The organism is Sphingobium indicum BiD32, from assembly GCF_000382885.1.
Lineage (GTDB): Bacteria > Pseudomonadota > Alphaproteobacteria > Sphingomonadales > Sphingomonadaceae > Sphingobium > Sphingobium japonicum_C.
This window is the reverse complement of record NZ_CAVK010000097.1, coordinates 1-21,741: the sequence shown is the minus strand read 5'-3', so window position 1 is coordinate 21,741 and position 21,741 is coordinate 1. Positions and strand designations below refer to the sequence as shown.

At 64.5% G+C, this 21,741-nt stretch carries 23 protein-coding genes; 2 read left to right on the top strand and 21 right to left on the bottom strand.

The genetic code is table 11. From position 1 onward, the window contains the following. Positions 1-66 precede the first annotated feature (66 nt). From murB to EBBID32_RS10280, 16 genes are all read right to left on the bottom strand, one after another. Positions 67-981, bottom strand: a complete 915-nt coding sequence (murB, locus tag EBBID32_RS10355) for a UDP-N-acetylmuramate dehydrogenase (protein ID WP_006955838.1) — start codon at positions 979-981, stop codon at positions 67-69. Continuing rightward, positions 963-1,160: a hypothetical protein gene (locus tag EBBID32_RS10350; RefSeq protein WP_006955836.1), complete on the bottom strand. Its 198-nt coding sequence runs from the start codon at positions 1,158-1,160 to the stop codon at positions 963-965. The genes murB and EBBID32_RS10350 overlap by 19 nt, the downstream gene beginning before the upstream one ends. Then, positions 1,160-2,587, bottom strand: coding sequence for a UDP-N-acetylmuramate--L-alanine ligase (murC, locus tag EBBID32_RS10345; RefSeq protein WP_006955834.1), 1,428 nt, complete (start codon positions 2,585-2,587; stop codon positions 1,160-1,162). The genes EBBID32_RS10350 and murC overlap by 1 nt, the downstream gene beginning before the upstream one ends. A gap of 175 nt (positions 2,588-2,762) precedes the next feature. Then, positions 2,763-3,929, bottom strand: coding sequence for an undecaprenyldiphospho-muramoylpentapeptide beta-N-acetylglucosaminyltransferase (gene murG / locus EBBID32_RS10340; RefSeq protein WP_006955832.1), 1,167 nt, complete (start codon positions 3,927-3,929; stop codon positions 2,763-2,765). Beyond that, positions 3,926-5,128, bottom strand: coding sequence for a putative lipid II flippase FtsW (gene ftsW / locus EBBID32_RS10335; protein ID WP_006955830.1), 1,203 nt, complete (start codon positions 5,126-5,128; stop codon positions 3,926-3,928). The genes murG and ftsW overlap by 4 nt, the downstream gene beginning before the upstream one ends. Before the next feature lie 38 nt (positions 5,129-5,166). Next, positions 5,167-6,486 carry a UDP-N-acetylmuramoyl-L-alanine--D-glutamate ligase gene (gene murD, locus EBBID32_RS10330; protein ID WP_006955829.1) on the bottom strand — a complete coding sequence of 440 codons (1,320 nt, stop codon included), beginning with the start codon at positions 6,484-6,486 and terminating at the stop codon, positions 5,167-5,169. Beyond that, the gene (gene mraY, locus EBBID32_RS10325; RefSeq protein ID WP_006955828.1) at positions 6,483-7,556 is read right to left on the bottom strand and encodes a phospho-N-acetylmuramoyl-pentapeptide-transferase; all 1,074 of its coding nucleotides are present in this window, start codon (positions 7,554-7,556) and stop codon (positions 6,483-6,485) included. The genes murD and mraY overlap by 4 nt, the downstream gene beginning before the upstream one ends. Continuing rightward, positions 7,556-8,947, bottom strand: coding sequence for a UDP-N-acetylmuramoyl-tripeptide--D-alanyl-D-alanine ligase (locus EBBID32_RS10320; RefSeq protein ID WP_006955826.1), 1,392 nt, complete (start codon positions 8,945-8,947; stop codon positions 7,556-7,558). The genes mraY and EBBID32_RS10320 overlap by 1 nt, the downstream gene beginning before the upstream one ends. Next, positions 8,944-10,401, bottom strand: coding sequence for a UDP-N-acetylmuramoyl-L-alanyl-D-glutamate--2,6-diaminopimelate ligase (locus EBBID32_RS10315; RefSeq protein WP_006955824.1), 1,458 nt, complete (start codon positions 10,399-10,401; stop codon positions 8,944-8,946). Before EBBID32_RS10315 ends, EBBID32_RS10320 begins: the two co-directional genes overlap by 4 nt. Next, positions 10,398-12,104: a peptidoglycan D,D-transpeptidase FtsI family protein gene (locus EBBID32_RS10310; RefSeq protein WP_006955822.1), complete on the bottom strand. Its 1,707-nt coding sequence runs from the start codon at positions 12,102-12,104 to the stop codon at positions 10,398-10,400. The genes EBBID32_RS10315 and EBBID32_RS10310 overlap by 4 nt, the downstream gene beginning before the upstream one ends. A 1-nt stretch (position 12,105) precedes the next feature. Then, positions 12,106-12,756, bottom strand: coding sequence for a hypothetical protein (locus EBBID32_RS10305; RefSeq protein ID WP_006955820.1), 651 nt, complete (start codon positions 12,754-12,756; stop codon positions 12,106-12,108). Further along, positions 12,753-13,715 (bottom strand): 16S rRNA (cytosine(1402)-N(4))-methyltransferase RsmH, encoded by a 963-nt coding sequence (gene rsmH / locus EBBID32_RS10300; protein ID WP_006955818.1) that lies wholly within the window; start codon positions 13,713-13,715, stop codon positions 12,753-12,755. The genes EBBID32_RS10305 and rsmH overlap by 4 nt, the downstream gene beginning before the upstream one ends. Further along, positions 13,712-14,209 (bottom strand): division/cell wall cluster transcriptional repressor MraZ, encoded by a 498-nt coding sequence (locus tag EBBID32_RS10295; RefSeq protein WP_006955816.1) that lies wholly within the window; start codon positions 14,207-14,209, stop codon positions 13,712-13,714. The genes rsmH and EBBID32_RS10295 overlap by 4 nt, the downstream gene beginning before the upstream one ends. A 251-nt stretch (positions 14,210-14,460) precedes the next feature. Continuing rightward, positions 14,461-15,624, bottom strand: a complete 1,164-nt coding sequence (locus tag EBBID32_RS10290) for a Gldg family protein (RefSeq protein WP_006955814.1) — start codon at positions 15,622-15,624, stop codon at positions 14,461-14,463. Between the two features lie 17 nt (positions 15,625-15,641). Continuing rightward, a complete protein-coding gene (locus tag EBBID32_RS10285; protein ID WP_037490058.1) occupies positions 15,642-15,944 on the bottom strand; it encodes a hypothetical protein in 303 nt (100 codons plus the stop codon). A 41-nt stretch (positions 15,945-15,985) separates the two neighbouring features. Further along, complete coding sequence (locus EBBID32_RS10280) at positions 15,986-16,981, bottom strand: cysteine synthase A (protein ID WP_006955811.1); 996 nt, start codon at positions 16,979-16,981, stop codon at positions 15,986-15,988. 260 nt (positions 16,982-17,241) lie between these two features. Here EBBID32_RS10280 and EBBID32_RS10275 point away from each other — a divergent pair, with 260 nt between their 5' ends. Further along, complete coding sequence (locus EBBID32_RS10275; RefSeq protein WP_006955809.1) at positions 17,242-18,192, top strand: cell wall hydrolase; 951 nt, start codon at positions 17,242-17,244, stop codon at positions 18,190-18,192. A gap of 427 nt (positions 18,193-18,619) precedes the next feature. Further along, complete coding sequence (locus tag EBBID32_RS10270; protein ID WP_006955807.1) at positions 18,620-18,748, top strand: entericidin A/B family lipoprotein; 129 nt, start codon at positions 18,620-18,622, stop codon at positions 18,746-18,748. 72 nt (positions 18,749-18,820) lie between these two features. Here EBBID32_RS10270 and tatC read toward each other — a convergent pair whose 3' ends face one another. From tatC to EBBID32_RS10245, 5 genes are read right to left on the bottom strand one after another with little or no spacing between them, the layout of a single operon-like run. Further along, positions 18,821-19,600 (bottom strand): twin-arginine translocase subunit TatC, encoded by a 780-nt coding sequence (tatC, locus tag EBBID32_RS10265; RefSeq protein ID WP_006955805.1) that lies wholly within the window; start codon positions 19,598-19,600, stop codon positions 18,821-18,823. After that, the gene (tatB, locus tag EBBID32_RS10260; RefSeq protein WP_006955803.1) at positions 19,597-20,004 is read right to left on the bottom strand and encodes a Sec-independent protein translocase protein TatB; all 408 of its coding nucleotides are present in this window, start codon (positions 20,002-20,004) and stop codon (positions 19,597-19,599) included. The genes tatC and tatB overlap by 4 nt, the downstream gene beginning before the upstream one ends. A 32-nt stretch (positions 20,005-20,036) precedes the next feature. Then, positions 20,037-20,276, bottom strand: a complete 240-nt coding sequence (locus EBBID32_RS10255; RefSeq protein ID WP_006955801.1) for a twin-arginine translocase TatA/TatE family subunit — start codon at positions 20,274-20,276, stop codon at positions 20,037-20,039. Between the two features lie 27 nt (positions 20,277-20,303). Next, positions 20,304-20,897 (bottom strand): SMC-Scp complex subunit ScpB, encoded by a 594-nt coding sequence (gene scpB / locus EBBID32_RS10250; protein ID WP_006955799.1) that lies wholly within the window; start codon positions 20,895-20,897, stop codon positions 20,304-20,306. Next, entirely contained in the window at positions 20,894-21,670 is a 777-nt protein-coding gene (locus tag EBBID32_RS10245; protein WP_006955797.1) for a segregation and condensation protein A, read from the bottom strand. Before EBBID32_RS10245 ends, scpB begins: the two co-directional genes overlap by 4 nt. Positions 21,671-21,741: the final 71 nt, after the last annotated feature.

Here is a 21,741-nt window from a genome sequence, read left to right as displayed (position 1 = left end):
GACACCCCTCCGTCAGGGCTTCGCCCTGCCACCTCCCCTTGTAGGGGAGGATGAAATCAACCACACTCACTTCACCAACCCCACCCGCTGAATTTCCCATTCCAGTTCCACGCCGCTCTTTTCCTTCACCCGGCGCCGCACTTCCTCGCCCAGCGCTTCGATGTCGCTGCTGGTCGCCTCGCCGGTGTTGAGCAGGAAATTGGTATGCTTCTCGCTCACCTGCGCGCCACCCAGTTGCAGCCCACGACAGCCCGCTTCATCCACCAAAGCCCAGGCCTTGTGGCCATCGGGATTTTTGAAGGTCGATCCGCCGGTCTTGCTGCGCAGCGGCTGGCTTTCCTCGCGCGCGGCGGCGATGCGGTCCATTTCCGCCTGGATCGCGCCGGGTTCGCCCGGTTCGCCCCGGAACGTCGCACTGACGACGATCGCCCCGTCGGTCAGGTTAGAATGGCGATAGGTGTAGTGCAGATCACGGTTGAGCAACGTCACCTGCTCGCCCGACCGCAACACCACCTCGCATTCCACCAATATGTCGCGGGTCTCACGGCCATAGGCGCCGCCATTCATCCGCACGAAACCGCCGACCGTCCCGGGGATGGAGCGCAGAAACTCAAGGCCTGCTATGCCCGCATCGCGCGCGGTCGATGACACCAATATGCCCGACGCCCCGCCGCCGCAGCTCAGCGTAGTGGCATCGAGCGCCGTCACTTTGGCGAACGGCTTGCCCAGCCGCACCACCACGCCAGGCACTCCGCCATCGCGCACGATCAGGTTGGAGCCAAGCCCCAGCGCCATCACCGGCACCGCCGGATCGAGCATGGCGAGAAAATCGGACAGGTCGTCCGCATCCTTCGGCTCGAACAGCCATTGCGCCGCGCCGCCCGCCTTGAACCAGACGAGCGGAGCCAGCGGCGCATCCGCCTTCAAACTGCCGCGCACAGGTGGAAGGGCTATGGTCGCCGTCAACCGCGCATACCCCACAGCTTCATCCAGCTTTTCATCGCCTTCATGCCCGCCTCGCCCGCCTGATTGGCGGCCATGCCGGCCTTGGCATTCTCCTGCGCGGCCTGCACCATGTCGCGGGCCGCTTCCACGCCCTGCATCTGGGCGTCGATCATGCGCTTCTGCATTTCCAGCCCAACGGCGAACAGCTCGAACATCAGACCGATTCCTTCACTGTGACGGAGACAGCGCCCGCCAGCCCCGCCGCCCATTTGGTGATGTCACCCGCGCCCAGGCAGATGACCATGTCGTCCGCCTGAATATCGGCCGCCAGCGCAGTGGCGAGCGCGTCGGCGTCGGCAATGATCGACGCGTGGCGATGGCCGCGCCGCTTCAATCCCGCGACCAGAGCCGCGCTATCCACGCCTTCGATCGGCTGCTCGCCTGCGGTATAGACCGGCGCGGCATAGACGATGTCGGCGTCGTTGAACGCCTGCTGGAACTCATCCATCAGGTCGCGCAGCCGGGTGAAGCGATGCGGCTGGACCACGGCGATCACCCGCCCCTGTGCGCCCTCACGGGCAGCAGCCAGCACCGCCTTTATCTCGACCGGGTGATGGCCATAATCGTCGATCACGGTGGCGACACCCTCACCGACCGCAATCTCGCCAACCTTGGTGAAACGCCGCTTGACCCCGCCAAACTTGGCAAAGCCGGTCTGGATCGTCGCGTCATCGATTCCCATGTGCAACGCCACGCCGATCGCCGCCATGGCATTGAGCACATTGTGCCGACCGGGCATCGGCATCTCGATCCCCTCGATCTTGCGGGTCGATCCGTCGCGCTCACGCACTTGAATGTCGAAGCGGTTGCCGCCGGGGAAGCTCACCACATTATCGCCGCGAATATCCGCCTGCGCCGAAAAACCGTAGGTCACGATCCGCCGGTCCTGTACGCGCGGCAGGATAGCCTGCACTTCGGGATGGTCGAGGCACAGCAGGGCCGCGCCGTAAAAGGGGACGTTGCCGACGAATTCGACAAAGGCGTCCTTCACCCGGTCGAAACTGCCATAATGGTCCAGATGTTCGGGATCGATATTGGTGACGACCGCGATCGTGCCATCGAGGCGCAGGAAGCTGCCGTCGCTCTCGTCGGCCTCCACCACCATCCAGTCGCTATTGCCCAGCCGCGCATTGGAGCCATAGCTGTTGATGATGCCGCCGTTGATGACGGTCGGGTCCACCCCGCCCGCGTCGAGCAGTGCCGCGACCATCGACGTCGTCGTCGTCTTGCCATGCGTCCCCGCCACCGCGACGGTGGACTTGAGGCGCATCAGCTCGGCCAGCATTTCCGCGCGGCGGATCACCGGCACGCGCGTTTCCAGCGCCAGCTCGACCTCCGGGTTGCCACGCTTGATCGCGGTCGATGTCACTACCACGGCGGCATCGCCCAGATTTTCCGCCTTGTGGCCGATCATCACGCGAATACCCTTGGCCCGCAGTCCTTCGACCACATAGCCTTCCGCCACGTCCGACCCCTGAACGTCATAGCCCAGATTGTGCATCACTTCGGCAATACCCGACATGCCGATGCCGCCAATGCCGATGAAATGGATCGTGCCGATATCCGTGCCGACACCCTTCATGAGAATATTTCCTTGTAATTCAATATATTAAAATCCTCCCCTTTAAGGGGAGGTGGCGCGCCGAAGGCGTGACGGAGGGGTGTTGCCCTATCGATAGGGCGACACCCCTCCACCATTCGCTTCGCGAACGGGCTCCCTCCCCTTGCAAGGGAGGATGCATTGAGACCTGTCCGCCTCAAGCCGGAACCCCCGCCAGATTCAGCGCCGTGGGTGTCGGCCCGACCCGCACCGGATCATTGACGATCGGAGCTTGGCCGATGCTTTCCAGCAGATCCGCCATGTCCCGCGCGGCGTTGGGACGGCCACAGCCGCGTGCGCGCCTGGCCGCATTCTGGAGCGCACCCGGCTCCATCGCCATTTTCTGCATCTGCTTGGCCAGTTCCACGGCGGTAAAGCGCGCCTGCGGGATCGTGCGTGCGCCGCCCGCCTCGGTCATTTCGCGGGCATTGGCGGTCTGATGATCGTCCATCGCGCTCGGCAACGGCACGAGGATAGCGGGCCGCCCCGCGCAGGTCAGTTCCGCCAGCGTCGATGCGCCCGCCCGTGCGATCACCAGATGCGACCAGCCCAGTTTCTCCGGCACATCGTTGAAGTAAGTGGCCAGATCAGCGGGGATTTCCATCTCCGCATAGGTTTTGCGCACCCGCTCGATATCCTCCGCCCGGCATTGCTGCGTCACCTGCAAGCGGCGGCGCAGCGCCACCGGCAGCATCGACAGGCCTTCGGGCACGACGCTCGACAGGATCGACGCGCCCTGGCTGCCGCCGATCACCAGCACCCGGAACACGCTTTCGTCGGTCAGCGCGGGGAAATCCTCCTCGCGCAGCTGCTTGACTTCCTCGCGCACCGGATTGCCGATCAGATGGACCTTGGCGGCATATTTGTCCTTGAGCCGTTCGACCCCCGGATAGGCGGTAGCGATCGCATCGACCCTTCCGGCAAGCAGCCGGTTGACCCGGCCCAGCACGGCATTCTGCTCATGCACCGCCGTCGGCACGCCATCGGCCAGCGCGGCGAGCAGGGCGGGCATCGCCGGATAGCCGCCAAAGCCGACCACGGCAGTCGGGCGGAACGTTTCGTTCAACCGCCGCGCCATCGCCCGGCCTGCAAGGATGGCTTTCAGCGCCCCCGGCCAGCTTTTCGGATTCTTGGTCATCCGCCCGGCGGGCAGGACATGGACCTGTGCCTTATCGAAGATGCCGGGGATCTTCGCCCCGCGCTCATCAGTCACCAAAGCAACATGATGGCCGCGCGCCATCAGTTCCTCGGCCACCGCATGGGCGGGAATCATATGACCACCCGTCCCGCCGGCGGCGAGGACGAAGTGACGGGAAATGCTCATCGACCACTCCATTTGACGACCGTATGCCGACCCATGAAGGGGTTGCGTCGCGTGAAGGCGAGCAACAGGCCGACGCCGATGCAAAGCGCCAGCATAGAGGAGCCACCGTAGCTGATAAAGGGCAGCGTCATCCCCTTGGACGGAAATATCTGCGCATTGACGCCCATATTGATGATCGCCTGCAATCCGAACTGCGTCGTCAGCCCCGCCGCCGCCAAAATCGTGAAACTATCCTCCTCGTCCAGCAGGCGCAGCAGCACCCGCACGACGATGGCAAGATAGACCAGAGCGATGGCGATGCAGGCGAGCAAGCCGAACTCTTCGCCGATGACCGAGAAGATATAGTCGGTATGCGCTTCGGGCAGGCGGAATTTATGCTGCCCGCCGCCCGGCCCCACGCCGGTAAAGCCGCCATGGGTGATGGTGCGAAAGGCGAGATCGGTCTGGTCCGGCCCGGCGCTCTGGTCGACGCCGATCCCCAGAAAATCGTTGATCCGCTGACGGCCATTTTCATAAAACATATAGACCGCGACCAGCCCCGCCAGCCCCACGCCACCCAGCGCCGCAATCCAGCGCATCGGTACCCCCGACAGCAGCAACAGGCACCCCCAGCAGGCGAGGAAAATGACCGTCTGGCCGAAGTCGGGCTGGCGCATCAGGACCGCGGCGATCAGCAGCGTCAACACGCCGGTCAGCGGGATCACCGGCAGCGTGGCATCCTTGCCGCGCAGCGACAGCAGCCAGGCCAGGGTCACGACATAGACGGGCTTTAGAAACTCCGACGGCTGGAAGCGGAAACCGGGCAGGTCGATCCAGCGCTTGGCCCCGTTCACCGTGCTGCCCAGCAACGGCACGAACAGCAGCATGACGAAGAAAAAGACGCAGAAAAATGTCGCCAGCCGCCGCGCCTGCGGTCGGGGCAGCATCGATATCACCAGCATGATCGGCAGGCCCAGGCCAACAAATATGAGCTGGCGATAGAAATAGTTGAGCGGATTGACCGCCACCTGCGCGGTCGACCGGTCGATCGCCGCCACCGGCGACGCAGCGGCCACCGCGACCAGCCCGATCGCCATCAGCGCGACGATCAGCGACAGGAGGACGCGGTCAATCTCCCAGAACCAGATGGCGAGCGCGGTGCGTTCGCGCGGCACGGTGCGGGTGCGAAAGCCCTTCACCAGTTCGCCTGCCCTAGACATGTCCCCCGTCCCTTCCCTGCTGGTGCCGCGCCATCACCCTATTCCAGCGCCGCGACGGCAGCGGCGAAAGCATCACCGCGGGCCTCGAAATCGCGAAACTGGTCGAAACTGGCACAGGCGGGCGACAGCAGCACGATGTCACCGGGCTGCGCGATCCGCGCCGCACGACGGACGGCGGCGCTTAGCATCTCGCTATCATCCACCGCCATAGACCCGCGCAGCAGGTCAGCGAACATATGCCCCGCTTCACCGATCGTATAGGCATGGGCGACATTGCCGAAATGCGGCGCGCATTCGTCCAGATTGTCGGACTTGGCCACGCCGCCCAATATCCAGTGGATGCGGGGCTTGCCGTCGATCGCGGGCCATGCGGCGAGCGCCGGCGCGGTCGAGGCGGCATTGGTCGCCTTGCTGTCATTGACGTAGAGAACGCCGTTGCGGGTCGCGACAGCCTGCATGCGGTGGGGGAGGCTGGCGTAGCTGGTCAGCGCGTTGGCGATGGTCGCCTCATCAATGCCCAGCGCTTTGGCGACGGCAATCGCCACAGCAGCATTCTGCGCATTGTGCGGGCCTTGAAGCGCGGGCCAGGTGAGTTGGGCTACGGGATCGATGTCAGCGGATGCGACAGTCACCACCCCTGCGCGGAAGCACAAAGTTTCGGCAATAGCGCGGCTCTGTTCATCCTCGGCCGCGATCACCGCAACATTCCCCGCCGACTGCATCGTAAACAAGCGCGCCTTCGACGCAACATACCCCTCAAACCCGTCATAGCGATCCAGATGATCGGGCGTGATATTCAGCAGCACCGCCACATCGCAGTCCAGGCTATGCGTCAGGTCGATCTGATAGCTCGACAGTTCCAGTACATAGACGCCCACGCCATGCAGATTCGGCTCCAGCGGCGGCTGGCCCAGGATCGGCAGGCCGATATTGCCACCCATCACCGTCGGGTAGCCCGCCTGTTCGACAATGTGGTGGATCAGGGCCGTGGTGGTCGACTTGCCGTTGGTGCCGGTGATGCCGACCACCTTGTGCGGCGGCAGCGTCGGGCGGGCCAGCGCGAACAGTTCGATATCGCCGATGATCGGCACGCCCGCTAGTCTGGCGCGCATCGTGATGGGGTGACGGTTCAGCGGCACCCCCGGCGACACGACGATGCCGTCAAAGCCGGTGAGGTCGATCTCCATCGGATCGCCCAGTTCCGCCTTGCCCGCGACCGCCGCGCGCGCTTCCTCGCGCCCGTCCCATGCCACGACCCGCGCGCCGCTCGCCGACAGGCAATCGACCGTGGCCAGGCCAGACCGCGCCAGCCCCAGCACCGCATAGGTCTTGCCCGCAAAGGCGTCCGAAACGATCATCGCAGCTTCAACGTCGCAAGGCCGGCCAGCGCCAGGATGAAGGCGATGATCCAGAAACGGATCACCACCGTCGGTTCGGCCCAGCCCAATTGCTCGAAATGATGGTGGATCGGCGCCATCTTGAACACGCGCTTGCCGGTGCGCTTGTAGAAGAACACCTGGATGATGACGCTCATTGCCTCCACCACGAACAGCCCGCCGATAATGCCCAGCACGATTTCATGATGCGCGGTCACCGCGATCACGCCGATCGTCCCGCCCAGCGCCAGCGACCCGGTATCGCCCATGAACACGGCGGCAGGCGGCGCGTTGAACCACAGGAAAGCCAGCCCCGCGCCGATGATCGATCCGCAAAGGATCGTCAGGTTCCCCGCCCCCGGCACATGCGGAATCCCCAGATATTCGGCAAAATCCGCGCGTCCGACCAGATAGACGATCAGCATGAACGCCAGGCAGGCGATGATCACCGGCATCGTCGCCAGCCCGTCCAGCCCATCGGTCAGGTTCACCGCATTGCCGAACGCGACGATCACGAAGGCCGCAAACAGGAAGTAGAACGGCCCCAGCTCGATCGCCGGACCATTGTAGAAAGGCACGTAGAGCGCGGTATTGCCATGCTGCGACACGATCAGCCAGGCGGCAAAACCGGCGATCAGAAACTCGAACAACAGCCGCGCCTTGCCCGACAGCCCCTTGTGGCTGGCCTTGGTCACCTTGTCATAATCGTCGAGGAAACCGATCGCCCCGAAGCCCAAAGTCACGAACAGGCAGGCCCAGACATAAATGGAGGACAGGTCCATCCACAGCAGCACCGACGCCACCATGGAGGTGAGGATCATGAGGCCACCCATGGTCGGCGTGCCGCGCTTGGCCAGATGGGTCTGCGGCCCGTCGGTGCGGATCGGCTGCCCCTTGCCCTGCCGCACCCGCAGCCAGCCGATGAATTTGGGACCGATCAGCAGGCCGATGAACAAAGCGGTAAAGATCGCCGCGCCCGCGCGGAAACTCAGATAGCGGATCAGGTTGAACCCGCCCGCAAAATCCATATTCTGGGCCAGCCAGTAGAGCATCAGTTGGTCTCTCCGTCGCGGGCCTGTTCGCCAAGCGCCGCGACAAGCCGGGACAACCCTATGCCGTTGGAGCCTTTGACGAGGATAGCATCGCCCGCGCGCATGTCAGTGGTCAAAAGTGTGATGGCGCTCGCCGTGTCGGGCACATGGGCATAGGATATGCTGCCATCCAGCACATCGGCCAGCGGTGTCATTTCCGCGCCGACCAATATGGCATAATCGACTTTGCCCGCCTCCAGCGGTCCGGCCAGATCAGCGTGCAGTTCGGCGCTGCGCGCGCCCAGTTCGCGCATTCCGCCCAGCACGGCAATGCGCCGGCCGGCAGGTTCGCGCCCCAGTTGCCTGAGCGTCGCGGCCATGGACAGCGGATTGGCGTTATAGCTTTCGTCGATCAGCAATGCTTCGCCGCCTGCAACTGGCAGGATGCGGCGCTCACCCCGGCCCGGCAGGCCCGGCATTTCAGCCAGCGCCAGCCCAGCCGCAGCCAGATCGCCCCCCAGAGCCGACACCGCCGCCAGCACCGCCAGCGCATTGGACACCCAATGATCGCCCGGTGCCGCAACGGTAAAGCATAGTTCGGCGTCCGGCAGCTTCGCCGTTACCAGCGTGCCGCCACCCGGCGCAGGCACTGCTTCACGCGCATGAACGTCCGCCTCGTCACTCATGCCAAAGGTCAGGATATGCGCGGCGTGTCGTTCCGCCTTGTTATAGAGCTGCGCCACATGCGGACTGTCATAGGGGATGATCGCAGTGCCACCCGGCTCCAGCCCCTCGAAAATCTCCGCCTTGGCCTCGGCAATCTTCGCTTCGGTACCGAAATATTCGATGTGGGCGGGCGCGATGGCGGTGACGATCGCGACATGGGGCCGCACCTGCCGGGTCAGCGCGGCGAGTTCGCCCGCATGGTTCATCCCCATCTCGAACACGCCAAACGCCGTCCCTCGCGGCATCCGCGCCAGGCTCAGCGGCACGCCGACATGATTATTATAGCTTTTGACCGACCGATGAACCTGCCCCGGATGGGCGCGGTCAAGCGCCTGAAACAGCGCTTCCTTGGTGCCTGTCTTGCCGACCGATCCGGTGACGCCGATCACCTTGCCAGCCATCCGTGCGCGCGACGCCCGGCCCAATGCTTCGAGCGCGACGGCACTGTCCTGTACCATAATATGGGGATGATCGACCGGCTCACTGACAATCGCGCCCGCCGCCCCCTGCGCAAAGGCTTTGGCGATGAACTTATGCCCGTCGGTCGCCTCACCCTTCATCGCGACGAACAGATCGCCGTCCGTCACTTCGCGACTGTCAAACGCCACGCCCGAAACGGCAAACGGCGCCGACGCGGCGCCGCCCGTTGCCTCGGCGATCTCGGCGGAGGTCCATAGGTCACTCAACCCGCGCACTCCCGCGCCACGGTCACGTCATCGAACGGCAGCACCCGGTCGCCGATAATCTGGCCCTGTTCATGCCCCTTGCCCGCCAGCAGCACGATGTCGTCGGCCCCCGCCTGCGCAATCGCAGCGGCAATCGCAGCGCGACGCCCGCCAATTTCCTGTGCGCCCGTCGCCCCCGCCATCACGGCTGCGCGGATCGTGGAAGGCTCCTCCGACCTCGGATTATCATCGGTCACGATGACATGATCGGCCAGTTCGGCGGCCACCTGCCCCATCAGCGGCCGCTTGCCCACATCGCGATCCCCGCCCGCGCCGAACAGCGCGATCAACCGCCCCTTGGTGTGGGGCCGCAATGCCTCGATCGCGGCGCGCAGGCCGTCGGGCGTATGGGCATAATCGACATAGACGGGGGCGCCTGCCTTGCTGATGACCGCGCGTTCCAGCCGCCCCCGCACCGGCTGGACCCGACCGAGCAGTTCCAGCACCTTGGCCGTATCGCCACCGGTCGCGATGACCAGCCCCGCAGCAGTCAGCGCATTTGCCGCCTGATAGGCGCCGATCAGTGGCAGATTGACCTTGTACAGCTTGCCACCCGCTTCTCCTGGCACCTCGATTTCCAGCGTCTGGCCCAACTGGGTCGGGGTGCGGTTGGCAAGACGCAGCGCCTGCCCCTGCACCCCAACGCTCAGCACACGAAGCCCCCGCTTCGTAACCCGCGCGATCACCTTGTCCGACCAGGCGTCATCCGCCCACACCACCGCCGCGCCATCCGCGCCGACGACTTCATCGAACAGCCGCATCTTCGCGTCGAAATAGCTGTCCATGTCGCCATGATAGTCGAGATGGTCGCGCGACAGGTTGGTGAACCCGCCCGCCAGCACGGGCAGCCCCTCGGTGCGATATTGCGCCAGCCCATGGCTCGACGCCTCGAACGCGGCATGGGTGATGCCTTCGCGGCGCAGGCCCGACATGTTCGACAGGAAAGTGACGATGTCCGGCGTGGTCAGGCCGGTCGATACCTGATCGACCGATGTGGTGACGCCCAGCGTGCCGATCGACGCGGCATGATGCCCCATCATTCGCCACAGCTGCCGGGTCAGTTCGACCGTGCTGGTCTTGCCATTGGTGCCAGTGACCGCCACGGTCACATCGGGAAAGGGCGTGAAATAGCGCGCGGCCAGTTGCGCGAACAGGCGGCGCGGATTGGCGTGGGCGATATGGATCGCGCCCTCCACCTTAGCTTCCGGCCGGGCGACGACAGCGATCGCACCGGATTTCACCGCGTCGGCAATATAATCCTCGCCATTGACACGCAGTCCCTGAAACGCGCCGAACACCGTGCCGGGCGCGACCTTGCGATTGTCGATAGCAAAGCCGGTGACATTGGCGTCCAGCGCACCTCCGTCGCTCACCACCGCGTCCAGCCCCTCGATCAACCCGGCCAGGCGCGTCATTCACCTTCTCCCTTGGGCTTCCACAGCATTGGCGTCAGGTCAGAGATATCGACGTCGCGCCGCTCGTCCGGCATCACGCCCAGCATCGGCCCGGTGCGCTCGATCACCCGCTTGACCACCGGCGCGGCGGTCCAGGCAGCGGTGCGCAGACCAATGGCGCTGGTCGCGCCATCCATCATGGTCAGCACGACATAGCGCGGATTATCCATCGGGAACGCAGCAGCAAATGTCGTCACCAGCGAACTCTTATTATAGCGACCATCTTCAGGTTTCTCGGCGGAACCCGTTTTGCCACCCACCCGGAATCCCTTGGCGTCGGCGCTACGCCCTGTACCCGCCGCCACGATCAATCGCAACAGCTGGCGCATCCGCGCGCTGGTCGCGGCGGAATAGACACGATGTCCCTGCGGCGCTTCGCCCGGCTCCAACTTGCGCAGGGTCGCAGGACGATAGATGCCGCCATTGACCAGCGCGGCATAGGCGCTGGCCAGATGCAGCGGGGTAACGGCAATGCCATGGCCATAGGATACGGTCATGGTGGTGATCCGCCCCCAACTGCTGGGCCAGATCGTTCCCGCCTGCTCCTTCAGCTCGATGGGCGCGCGCTGGTCGAACTTCAGGTCGCGGAACATCTGCTGCATCGGGGCGGCACCCATTTCGTCGGCGATGCGCGCGGTCGCGATGTTGGAGCTATGGACCAGCGTGTCAGGCACGTTGATCCAGCGGCCCAGCGCATGGTCGTCCTTGATGCGGAATCCGCCGATCGAGATGGGTGCCGTCGCGTCGTACCGCTTGCTCATCGACGTGACGACGCCCCGGTCCATCGCTGCCCCGATCGAGATCGGCTTGAATGTCGATCCCAGCTCATAGCGGGCCTGCACCATCTGATTGCACAATGGCGACTGGCTGCACGATTTGCCCGCATAATTTTGCAGCTTGTTGGGATCGAACACTGGGATGGAGGCCATGGCGATCACTTCGCCGCTATTGGCGTCCAATATGATACCGCCTGCGCCTTTGGCTTTTTGCGCCACCATCTGCGCGTAAAGTTCGCTCTCCAGCGCACCCTGCACCCGGCTGTCGATGGAAACGGCAAAGGGCTTGCCGCGCAGCGCCGCATCGGTCAGCCGGTCGTTGAAAGCCGCCTCTACACCCATGCCGCCCACGCCCTCCGAATTTGGCGCAAAGCCCAGCACATGCGCCGCGAGTGTGCGCTGCGGATAGAGGCGCTCTTTTTCGCGCGGAAATTCGATGCCGATTTCGCCCAACGCATTCACCGCCGCCACCTGCTCCGGCATGGCGCGGCGACGCAGATAGGCCCAGCCCCGGCCGGTCAGCTTCTTGTAGAAGGTCGCCTCGGCCTCATCGGGGAAAATCTCGTGCAGCTTGCGCGCCAGTTCAGCCGGTTCGCCGATCAGCTTGGACGGGCGCACCGCCACCGAATAGGCATCCATCGTCCGCGCCAGCGGCACGCCGTTGCGATCGACAATGTCGGCGCGCGCGGGCAGGAAGGCCGACAGGACATCATCCCCGGTCCCGCCATGCGCAAAAACGCCGACCCACAGGAGTCGGCCGATCAGCACCATGGTCACCGCCATGAACAGAATCAGCAACAGCATCAGCCGGTTATGGGCGATGGCGGTCAGGCTGACCCGTTGCCGTCCCGCCCGCGCCCCGCCGGGCTGGACGATGATCGTGGCCATATCAGCGCGCTCCCTTCCTGCGCTCGCGCGCCGCCGTGGCGCTCAACTCACCCAGCGTGCTGTCGTCCAGCAATTTGGCGTCCAGCATCGCCATCCGCTCCGCCTTGCGCGCGACCGGATTGGGCTTCGACACATCCGCATCGACCTTCGCCTGCACCGACGGGGTGCGCGGCGCAGGCTTGGCCAGCTTCTCGACATTGTCGGCGGCGTGCGCTTCACGGATCACGGCGATGTCGCTGCGGATCTGGCTGGCGGCGGGGCTGGCAGGCGCGGCCTGCGGCGCGGACGGCAGGTCGGCGGGGGTCTCGACCATCGCCACCATCACCGGGGGCGCGACATAGTCCGGCCCGTTTGGCTGCACCCCGTCCAGCTGCGCCAGCGCCCGCTCACCCGCCAGATATTGGCCAGCAGTCGGCGTGCCATACATGAAGTCATGCTGGTTCCAGCTTTCCAGCTGCCGCATCGACGCGCGCGCGCTGAATTCCGTCTCCAGATAACGAATATCGCCCTGCGCCCGCACAATCTGCATCCGCACCTGCATCAGCTCGTTGCGCTCGGTCGCGACCTTCAAGGACACCAGATAGGCACCCAGCGCACCCAGCGCGACCAGCAACACCCAGATCAGGCTCTGCAACCTCTTGACGGCGATCATGAGTTGGCACTCCGGGGGGAGGAGGAAATGGGGGCGGATGTGCGGACGGCGCTGCGCAGCGTAGCGGACCGGGCGCGGGGGTTGCGCGCCAGTTCCGCCTCACCTGCGCGCACCGCCTTGGCGGGCTTGGCAAAGGTCGGGGCGTCGGCGGCGCGCTTTTCGGGCATGTGCCGCGACCAGCCACCCTCGCCACCGCTGCGGTTGCGCAGGAACTGCTTGACGATGCGGTCCTCCAGGCTGTGGAAGCTGACGATGGCCAGCCGCCCGCCTTCCTCCAGCAGTGCCTCGGCCGCGTCGAGCGCGCGCTCCAGCTCTTCCAGCTCACGATTCACATGGATACGGATCGCCTGGAATGCGCGGGTCGCGGGGTCCTTCTTGTCATGCGGCTTGTGGCCCAGCGCGCGACGGATGACATGGGCCAGTTGCCCGGTCCGCTCCAGCGGGCGCGCATCCACGATGGCATGGGCGACGCGGCGTGACCGCGGCTCCTCGCCATAGCGATAGAGGACGTTGGCGATCTCCTCTTCCGACGCATTGTTCAGGAAATCGGCTGCACTCATCCCGTCCTGGCTCATGGTCATGAGCAGGGGACCATCGGACTGGAAGGAAAAGCCCCGGTCGGCCCGGTCGAGCTGCATCGAGGACACGCCGATGTCGAGCGTGATGCCCGACACTTTCTCTATCCCGCGTTCGGCCAGCAATTCCGCCATGCGCGAAAATTCGCCCGCGATCAGGGTGATGCCATGCGCCTTTGCGACAGCCTGCCCTTCGCGGATCGCATCGGGGTCACGATCCAGCGCAAAGACACTTGCCCCCGCCATCGCCATGGCGCGCGAATAGCCGCCCGCGCCGAACGTGCCATCCACATGAATCTCGCCAGGGGTGATGGCGAGAGCGTCGAGCACTTCGTCGAGCAGAACCGGGATATGCGGCGCGGTCTCGGTGTCGCCCGCGCTCACTTGCCGCCCTCCGCCGCGCGCGCGTCGAGCCAGCGCTTCACCTTGTTGCGGATCAGCGCCGGGCGATCGGGGCTTTCGATCAGCGCTTCGGGCTTCCAGATCTGGAAATAGCGGCCCACGCCATAGAAAAACGCCACGTCGGTGATGCCGGCTTCATCCTTGATATCGGGGTGGAGGAAGAAGCGGCCGCCATCATCGAAATTGACGTCCTCGATCGTGCCGAGGCGATTTTCGCGTTCCAGATCGCCGTTGAAGGGCCGGTTCGCCTCGCGCGCCAGACGTTCCAGTTCGGCGACCTCGTCAAACAGGAAGCGCTTGTGCGACAGGCCAAAGCCGGTGGCGCAGCCATTGTCCATATGCACCGACAGGCACAGGCGATTTTCGTCGCCGCTGGCCTGCCTGACCAGCTTGCGCATCTCCAGGGGCAGCACGAAACGGCCCTTGCCGTCCGCGACGCTGAATGCGTTGCCCGAATAGAGAATGACGTCCGACACGCTGGAAATTAGCCCCTTTCATATGGGGCACAGGCCACCCGTCGCCGGAATCTCTGAATGGACATCCGGCACGCAGGACTCGCCAAAGCCTGATTAACCCCAATTGCTGATTACCTATCAAGCATGGGGCCGACTGCAAAGGGAAAAGTCGGGAGAAAGTGGGCTGAGCTGTTAGAAAATGGGCCTAACTGATTTTCATCGCCATTTCCAACATATTTTCATGATTTGTTCTCAATATTGATATGTTCGGCTCACTGTCCAGATCGCGCCAGCAGCACTGCACCCATGATCGCCCATAATGTCCCGACAATCAGCGCCCAACGCAGCCCCGAAACCAGGTCGGCGGCATGGCGAAACCAGTGCCGCTCCCCCGCCATCGTCGCGCCCAGCCACTGCACCACCAGCGCGGGCGTATCCGCCGCCCATGCCCGCGGATCGAGCGGACGGACCGGGTCGGCGAGCCAGAGCCGGTCGTCGATCAGGTCGGCATCCCCCACCAGCACGGCGCGCCCCTGCCCCACCTGGCAGCGGACGATATCCTGCGCGGACGAGCAACGCCCCCGGTCGATCCTGAACGATTGCGCGCCGGACAGGGTGACAAGCTGCCCGTCATTCAGGAAGAGGCGAACCTCCCCTTCCTCCAGCCTGTCCGGCACCGCTCCCCAATGGCGCAGCAGCGGATCGACCAGACTGGCCGAAGGCGCGCGCCGACGATCGCCCGCTGGCAGATCGGACGGCCAGCGCAGCAGTGGATCGGCCAGCACCAACGCGGTGCCTCCGGCCCGGACCCATGCGTCGATGGCCACCAGTTGTTCCGCCGTCATCGCGCGTGGCTGCGCCAGCAGCAGGGCGCGCGCGCCCGACGCCGCCAGCGCGCGGGGATCATCCAGAGGCTGCACCGCAAAGCGCGTGCGCAGCAGGGTGATGATCGGCGCATCGGCCCGCCCCGCTTCATCCCAGAACAACGGTAGCGCAGTGATGACGACCAGCGCCGGCCGCCCAGCCACCGGCGCGATCGGCTGCGCCGGGCCGCGCCATAATAGCAGCCCGGCCAAGGCCAGCAACCCGACGCCGATCAACTGCCTGCCCGACACGCGCAGTCCCCGGCTGCCAAAGCCCGCTAGCAACGTGACGAGCAACAATCCGATGGCCGCGACCGGATCAAACGGACGCGCCGCAGCGATCGTGCAGAAAATCAGCGCCGTCCCGGTCGCGCCGATGGCGATCCATATCAGCCACCGCCACAAATCCTTCGCCAGCAATTGCCCCATCAGCGCCAGCATCAGCGCAGCGGGCAAGGCCCAGCTCCACGGATCAGCCTGCCCGCCCGACCGCCAGGCGCGCGCCAGCCCCGCGACCAGCGCCACCAGGACGGGAAGAACCAACACCAGAAAAATCGTCAGACGGCGCGGCACCGCTATCCGCCCATCGCTCAGCGCTGCTGCGGATCGCGGTCCATCGGCTTGCGCAGATTGGGATCGGGCTGAAGGTCCGGCACGACCGGCGCCTGTTCCGGCGCGGGCTGCACCCCCAGTTCGGCGAGCGGGTCCTTGGGCGATACGGCATTGGTGGATGTCATGGTCGGCACGGTCGGTGGTGGCAGTGCCGCGTCATCCATCCGCGCCTTGTCGATGACGATATTGGCCAGTCCGACGAGCAACACGACGCCCGCCAGACCGGTCAGACCGATCTGGACGCGCTGCAACCCTTCCAATCGGCGGGGTGTTTCAGCCATGCCTGCGCTCTTATGCTCTTCGCCGCGACCCGTGTCGGCGATCATGCAGTTTGCGCCAGCCAGGGAAAGACCGTCAAGCCCTTAGATTCCAGCCATTGCCGGTTATACAGCGTCGACAGATAGCGGAAGCCGGTGTCGCACAATATCGTCACGATCCGCTTTCCCGGCCCCAATTGCCGCGCCAGCGCCACCGCACCCGCGACATTGATCCCCGATGACAGGCCCAGGCACAGCCCTTCCTCGGCCAGCAGGCGGCGGACCCATTCCAGCCCTTCCTCATCGGAAATGCGGAATTGCGTGTCGATTGGCGCGCCTTCCAGATTGGCGGTGATCCGCCCCTGCCCGATCCCTTCGGCAACCGAACTGCCCTCGGCCTTCAGCTCGCCACAGGCATAATATTCATACAATGCCGCGCCGTGCGGATCGCTGAGCGCAATGGTGATCGCCTCATCCTTGGCCTTGAGGCCCAGCCCCACGCCCGCAATCGTGCCGCCGGTCCCCGCCGCACAGGTGAAGCCGTCGATCCGCCCTTCCATCTGGGTCCAGATTTCCTCGGCGGTGCCGACGATATGCGCCTTGCGATTGGCGATATTGTCGAACTGGTTGGCCCAGATCGCCCCTTCCGTCTCCTCCGCCAGGCGGCGCGACGTATGAACGAAATGACCGGGGTTGGAATAGGCCGCAGCCGGCACCGTCACCAGCTCGGCCCCCAGCGCGCGCAGCGTATCCATCTTCTCGCGGCTCTGGGTTTCAGGCATGACGATGATCGTCTTGTAACCCTTGGCATTGGCGACCAGCGCCAGCCCGATGCCGGTATTGCCCGCCGTCCCCTCGACAATGGTGCCGCCGGGCTGGAGCAGGCCGCGTTCCTCGGCATCATTGACGATGAACAGGGCGGCACGGTCCTTCACCGACGCACCCGGATTGGCAAATTCGCACTTGGCGAAAATATCGCAGCCGGTCGCATCGGAGGGACCAGCGAGGCGCACCATCGGCGTATTGCCGATCAGCGCGAGACTATTGGATTGAAGCAGCATGGGCCACGCATAGCGGACCCCGCACGACTTTGCCAAGCAAGGGAATGATGACCGATCAAAAGAGCGCGTTTCATGGATGACGGACACTCCAAATCCTCCCCTGCAAGGGGAGGATTGTGTCATTTCACGCCCGCGTTAACCCCCGCCCCTTTCCCTGTCCCATCGCGGCACAGGGGTGAATCCGGGGAGGAAGTGGAAAGGAATTCCGTCTATGGGGCGGCATGGGCGACATTTGGGTCGCGGCCAATTGAGGGTTTGTAATGCAGGCGATGGGTTGGAAAGGACGCAGCACCATCATCGCGCTTGTCCTTGCCGCGCTTGTCGCACCGCGCTTCATCACCGCCGCTCCGCTCGACATGCTGGACGGGCATCATGTCCATGACGACCCGGCAGAGGAATCTGCGGCCAACTTCCCCGGCTCCGCCTTCTTCTTTGCAGAGGGCGCTTTCGATCCCGTCCCAGGTGCGCTGACGGTGCAGAGCGAACATGTCATGGGGCTGGACGAGGTAAAGGCCGCGCCCGCAGCCATTTTTCGCGGCATCACCGGGCTGGACAGCTATCGCGCGCTCAACTGCCTGACATCGGCCATTTATTACGAGGCAGGGAACGAGCCGGACGATGGCCAGCGCGCCGTCGCACAGGTCGTCCTCAACCGCGTACGCAGCCAGCTATGGCCCGACACGGTGTGCGGCGTGGTCTATGAAGGGTCCGAACGCACCGACTATAAATGCCAGTTCACCTTCAGTTGCGACGGCGCGATGGCGCGCCTGCCAGCCGCCGCCCAATGGGTGCGCGCGCGGCGGGTGGCACAGGATGCGCTGGCGGGCCGTGTCTATGCCCCGGTGGGCCTTGCCACCCATTATCATACGCTGGCGGTACGCCCCAGCTGGTCATCCAGCCTGCATCCGGTCGCGGTGATCGGCGCGCATATCTTCTACCGCAATCCCGGTTTCAACGGCACCCCCGCCGCCTTCCGAGCCGCCTATCGGGGGCGGGAAACGATTTCCGGCCCGGCGCGCCGGGTCTGGCCGGCCAAGCCAGTTGCACCGGTCGAGGCTTTCGTCGCCCCCTTCGGCAGCGTCGCCCCAGCCCCGCCATCGACAGGCTGGACCGCCCCCGTCACCCGCCCGGCCCCGGCTAATCGCGACGACAGCCTGCCGGAATCGACTATCCGCCCGGAATATCGCAACAGCGGCCGTCCGATCGTCTGAGAGTCTTTCTTGCTATGTGCCTTTGGTGCATCTGCACCGGCAACCGAAATGCGCTCTTTCGCGCATTTCGAGACAGACTCTGACCGCCAGGTTTTTTCGGTTATTTCCCGCTGCACCAGCCAAATATCTGGAATCGCGCGGGATTAAAAATCCATTTTTTTGGGCAGTCGCGGGAACCGAATGGCGACATTGTGGGTTCTTCACTTCGGATAGCAAATCTTTTGCCCCCCGCTCTTGCTATCCACACAATATGAGCCCGAAACGCCTCCCCCCCCGACGCGTTTCGGGCTCAGACTTTTTGGGGCGCTTTTCTATTTGAAATCATTAAATTTTTCTCGGCCGGAACGCTTGGGTCGGCGGCGGGTTCTGTTTTCGTCACCGCCATGGCTCTCGCCATGCGGTCGCAGGTTTCTCAAGGAGAGTTTCGATGACGAAAAAGATCCTCGCAGCCCTGCTGCTCACCGGCTCGCTGATGGTCGCAGGGTGCAACACCGTCGAAGGCGCTGGCCGCGACGTGCAGAGCGCTGGCCAGGCTGTGGAAAAGGCGGCCGACTGACCGCCTTCATCTTCACGACTACCCGACTCCCAAGCATCGGCCCGCCCCTTAAAAAGGCGGGCCGCTTTTTGTTCAGGCCGACGCTTCCTCGGCGTCCTGCATCTTGGCCTGCCGCCGGTCGGTGAACCAGATCGCGACGATGGTGATTTCGTAGAGCAGCAGCAGCGGGATCGCGAGCATCAACTGCGAGACGACATCGGGCGGGGTCAGCACCGCCGCGACGATGAAGGCCGCAACGATCATATAGCGGCGCAGGCCGATCAACTGCGCCCGACTGACGAACCCGGCCCGGTTGAGCAGCATCAGCAGCACCGGCATCAGGAAACTGATCCCGAAAGCCAGGATGAACTGCATCACCAGCCCCAGATAGGCGTCCGCGCTCGGCAATGCCTCGACCTGCAAACCGCTGCTATCGCCCTGGAACTCCAGAAAGAAGTGGAAGGCGGTCGGCATAACCACGAAATAGGCAAGGCTTGCGCCCATGGCGAACAGGAAGGGCGTAGCCAGAATGAAAGGCAGCAGCGCCTTCTTTTCCTTGGCATAAAGACCCGGCGCCACGAACGCCCACAGCTGGTTGGCGATGATCGGGAAGGACAGGCAGAAGGCGCCGAAAAAGGCGATCTTCACCTGCACGAAAAACGCCTCATACAGCTTGGTATAGACCAGCTTGCCGCCGCCATCGCCGAACGCTTCCTTGAGCGGATGGACCAGGATCGCGAACAGTTGCTCGGAAAAATAGAAACAGACCGCGCCGGTCAGCACCAGCGCATAGACGCATTTCAGCAACCGACCGCGGAGTTCGATCAGATGGTCGAGCAAAGGTGCCTTGCTCTCGTCAATATCGCCGATCATGCCGCCGACCCGCTCTTGCTGTCAGCAGCCGATTCTCCGGCGAGATAGGGCGGCGCATCGGTCGCCGACGCAACGGGCGCAGACTCCGCCACGAAAGGCGGCGGGCCATCCGGCGCAGCCTCAGCTTCCGGCGACGGCAGCGCTTCCATCGCAGGCGCGGCAACCTCTGGCGGATGCTCGTCCATGATCCGCTTGTTCTGCGCGGCCCACTTCTTTTCCAGCTCCTCCAGCTCGACCTCGCGCACCATGGCGTCCAGCCCGGTACGGAAATGGCGCGCCATGCCCTGCGCCTTGCCGACGATCTGCCCCACCTTGTAGAGCGCGCGCGGCAAATCCTTCGGCCCGATCACGATCACCGCAACGATGACGATCAGCAGGAACTCGGTCGAATCGATACCAAACATGCGTGGCTACCCTACCACCCGGCGCCTGAGCGTCAGGCCTTGGTCTTTTCTTCGGTAGCTGCGGTCGTATCCTGTTCGGGCACGCGATGGCCCTCCAGCCGGGTCGCTGGCTTGGCCGGGGTGGCGACGTCATCATCGTCCGCCATGCCCTTCTTGAAGCTCTTGATACCCTTGGCCACGTCACCCATCAGGCCGGAAATCCGGCCGCCACCGAACAGCAGCATGACGACCAGGAGCACGATCACCCAGTGCATCAGCGAGAAGGAACCCATTTCAAATACTCCTGTAAGGCAACCTATCTAGGCCACATCATCGTCATTTTCCAGAACGGATTGCCCGCCCAGACCCTCCAGCGCCAAATCGACCGGATCGAGCAGCCCGGCCGCGCGCAGATCGTCGATACCGGGCAGGTCCCGGCGGCTGCTAAGCCCGAAATGTGACAGAAAATCTACGGTGGTGGCATAGATGAGCGGCCGCCCCGGCACTTCGCGCCGCCCCGCTGGCCGCGCCCAGCCTGCCTCCATCAGAACGTCCAGCGTCCCCTTGGCCACCTGAACGCCCCGGATCGCCTCTATTTCCGCACGGCTGACCGGCTCATGATAGGCGATGATCGCCAGCGTCTCCATCGCCGCGCGCGACAATTTGCGCGCCTCGTCCTTCTCGCGCCGCAATATATGGGCCAGGTCCGCCGCTGTCTGGAAATGCCAGCGCCCGCCCCGCTCGACCAGATTGATGCCGCGCCCGGCATAGTCGTCAGCCAATTGCCGCAGTGCCGCCGCCAGATCGCCCGCATCGCCGACATGCAGCCGCAATTCGGCGGGCGTCAGCGGCGCTTCGGCCACGAACAAAGCCGCCTCGACCGCGCGCAGATAATCGTCCGGTTCCCCGTTCATGCCCCCGCCTCCCTGTCCGGCACCCCGGCGCGCAGATAGATGGGCTGGAAAATCCCGTCCTGCTGCATTTCCAGCCGCCCCTGCCGCGCCAGTTCCAGCGCCGCGACGAAGCTGCTGGCCAGCGCCGACTTCGCCTTTGCACTGTCCAGCCCGGTAGGCAAAAACGCCTCCAGCCGCGTCCAGTCGATCGCCGCGCCGACCAGCGCACCGACACGCTGGATCGCCTCGTCCAGCGTCATCACCGGCCGCGCGGCGATGGTGTGGACGGCGGGCTGGGTCCGGGCGCGAATCTGGCCGTAGGACTGGATCAGGTCATAGAGGCTGGCCTGCCATTTCGCGTTGCGGACCAGCCGCAATCCTTCGGGCCTGCGTCGCACGAAAACGTCCCGCCCCACCCGGTCGCGCGCCATCAGCCGCGCCGCCGCATCGCGCATCGCGTGCAACCGTTGCAGCCGCAATTGCAATCGCAGCGCCAGTTCTTCAGGGCTTGGATCGGCCTGCTCCTGACGCGGCAGCAGCAACGATGATTTAAGGTAGGCCAGCCACGCCGCCATGACCAGATAGTCCGCCGCCAGTTCCAGCTTCACCTGCTGCGCGCCGTCAATATATTCCAGATATTGCTCGGTCAGTGCCAGGATCGAAATCTCGCGCAAATCCACCTTCTGCGACCGCGCCAGCGTCAGCAACAGGTCAAGCGGCCCCTCCCATGCGTCGAAACTGACGGTCAGCATATCCGGGCTTGGGATAGCGGGAGAGGTGAAGAGGTCGTCCACCTTCAATCCTCCCCTTCAAGGGGAGGTGGCAGGGCGAAGCCCTGACGGAGGGGTGTCATGCTATCGAGAGG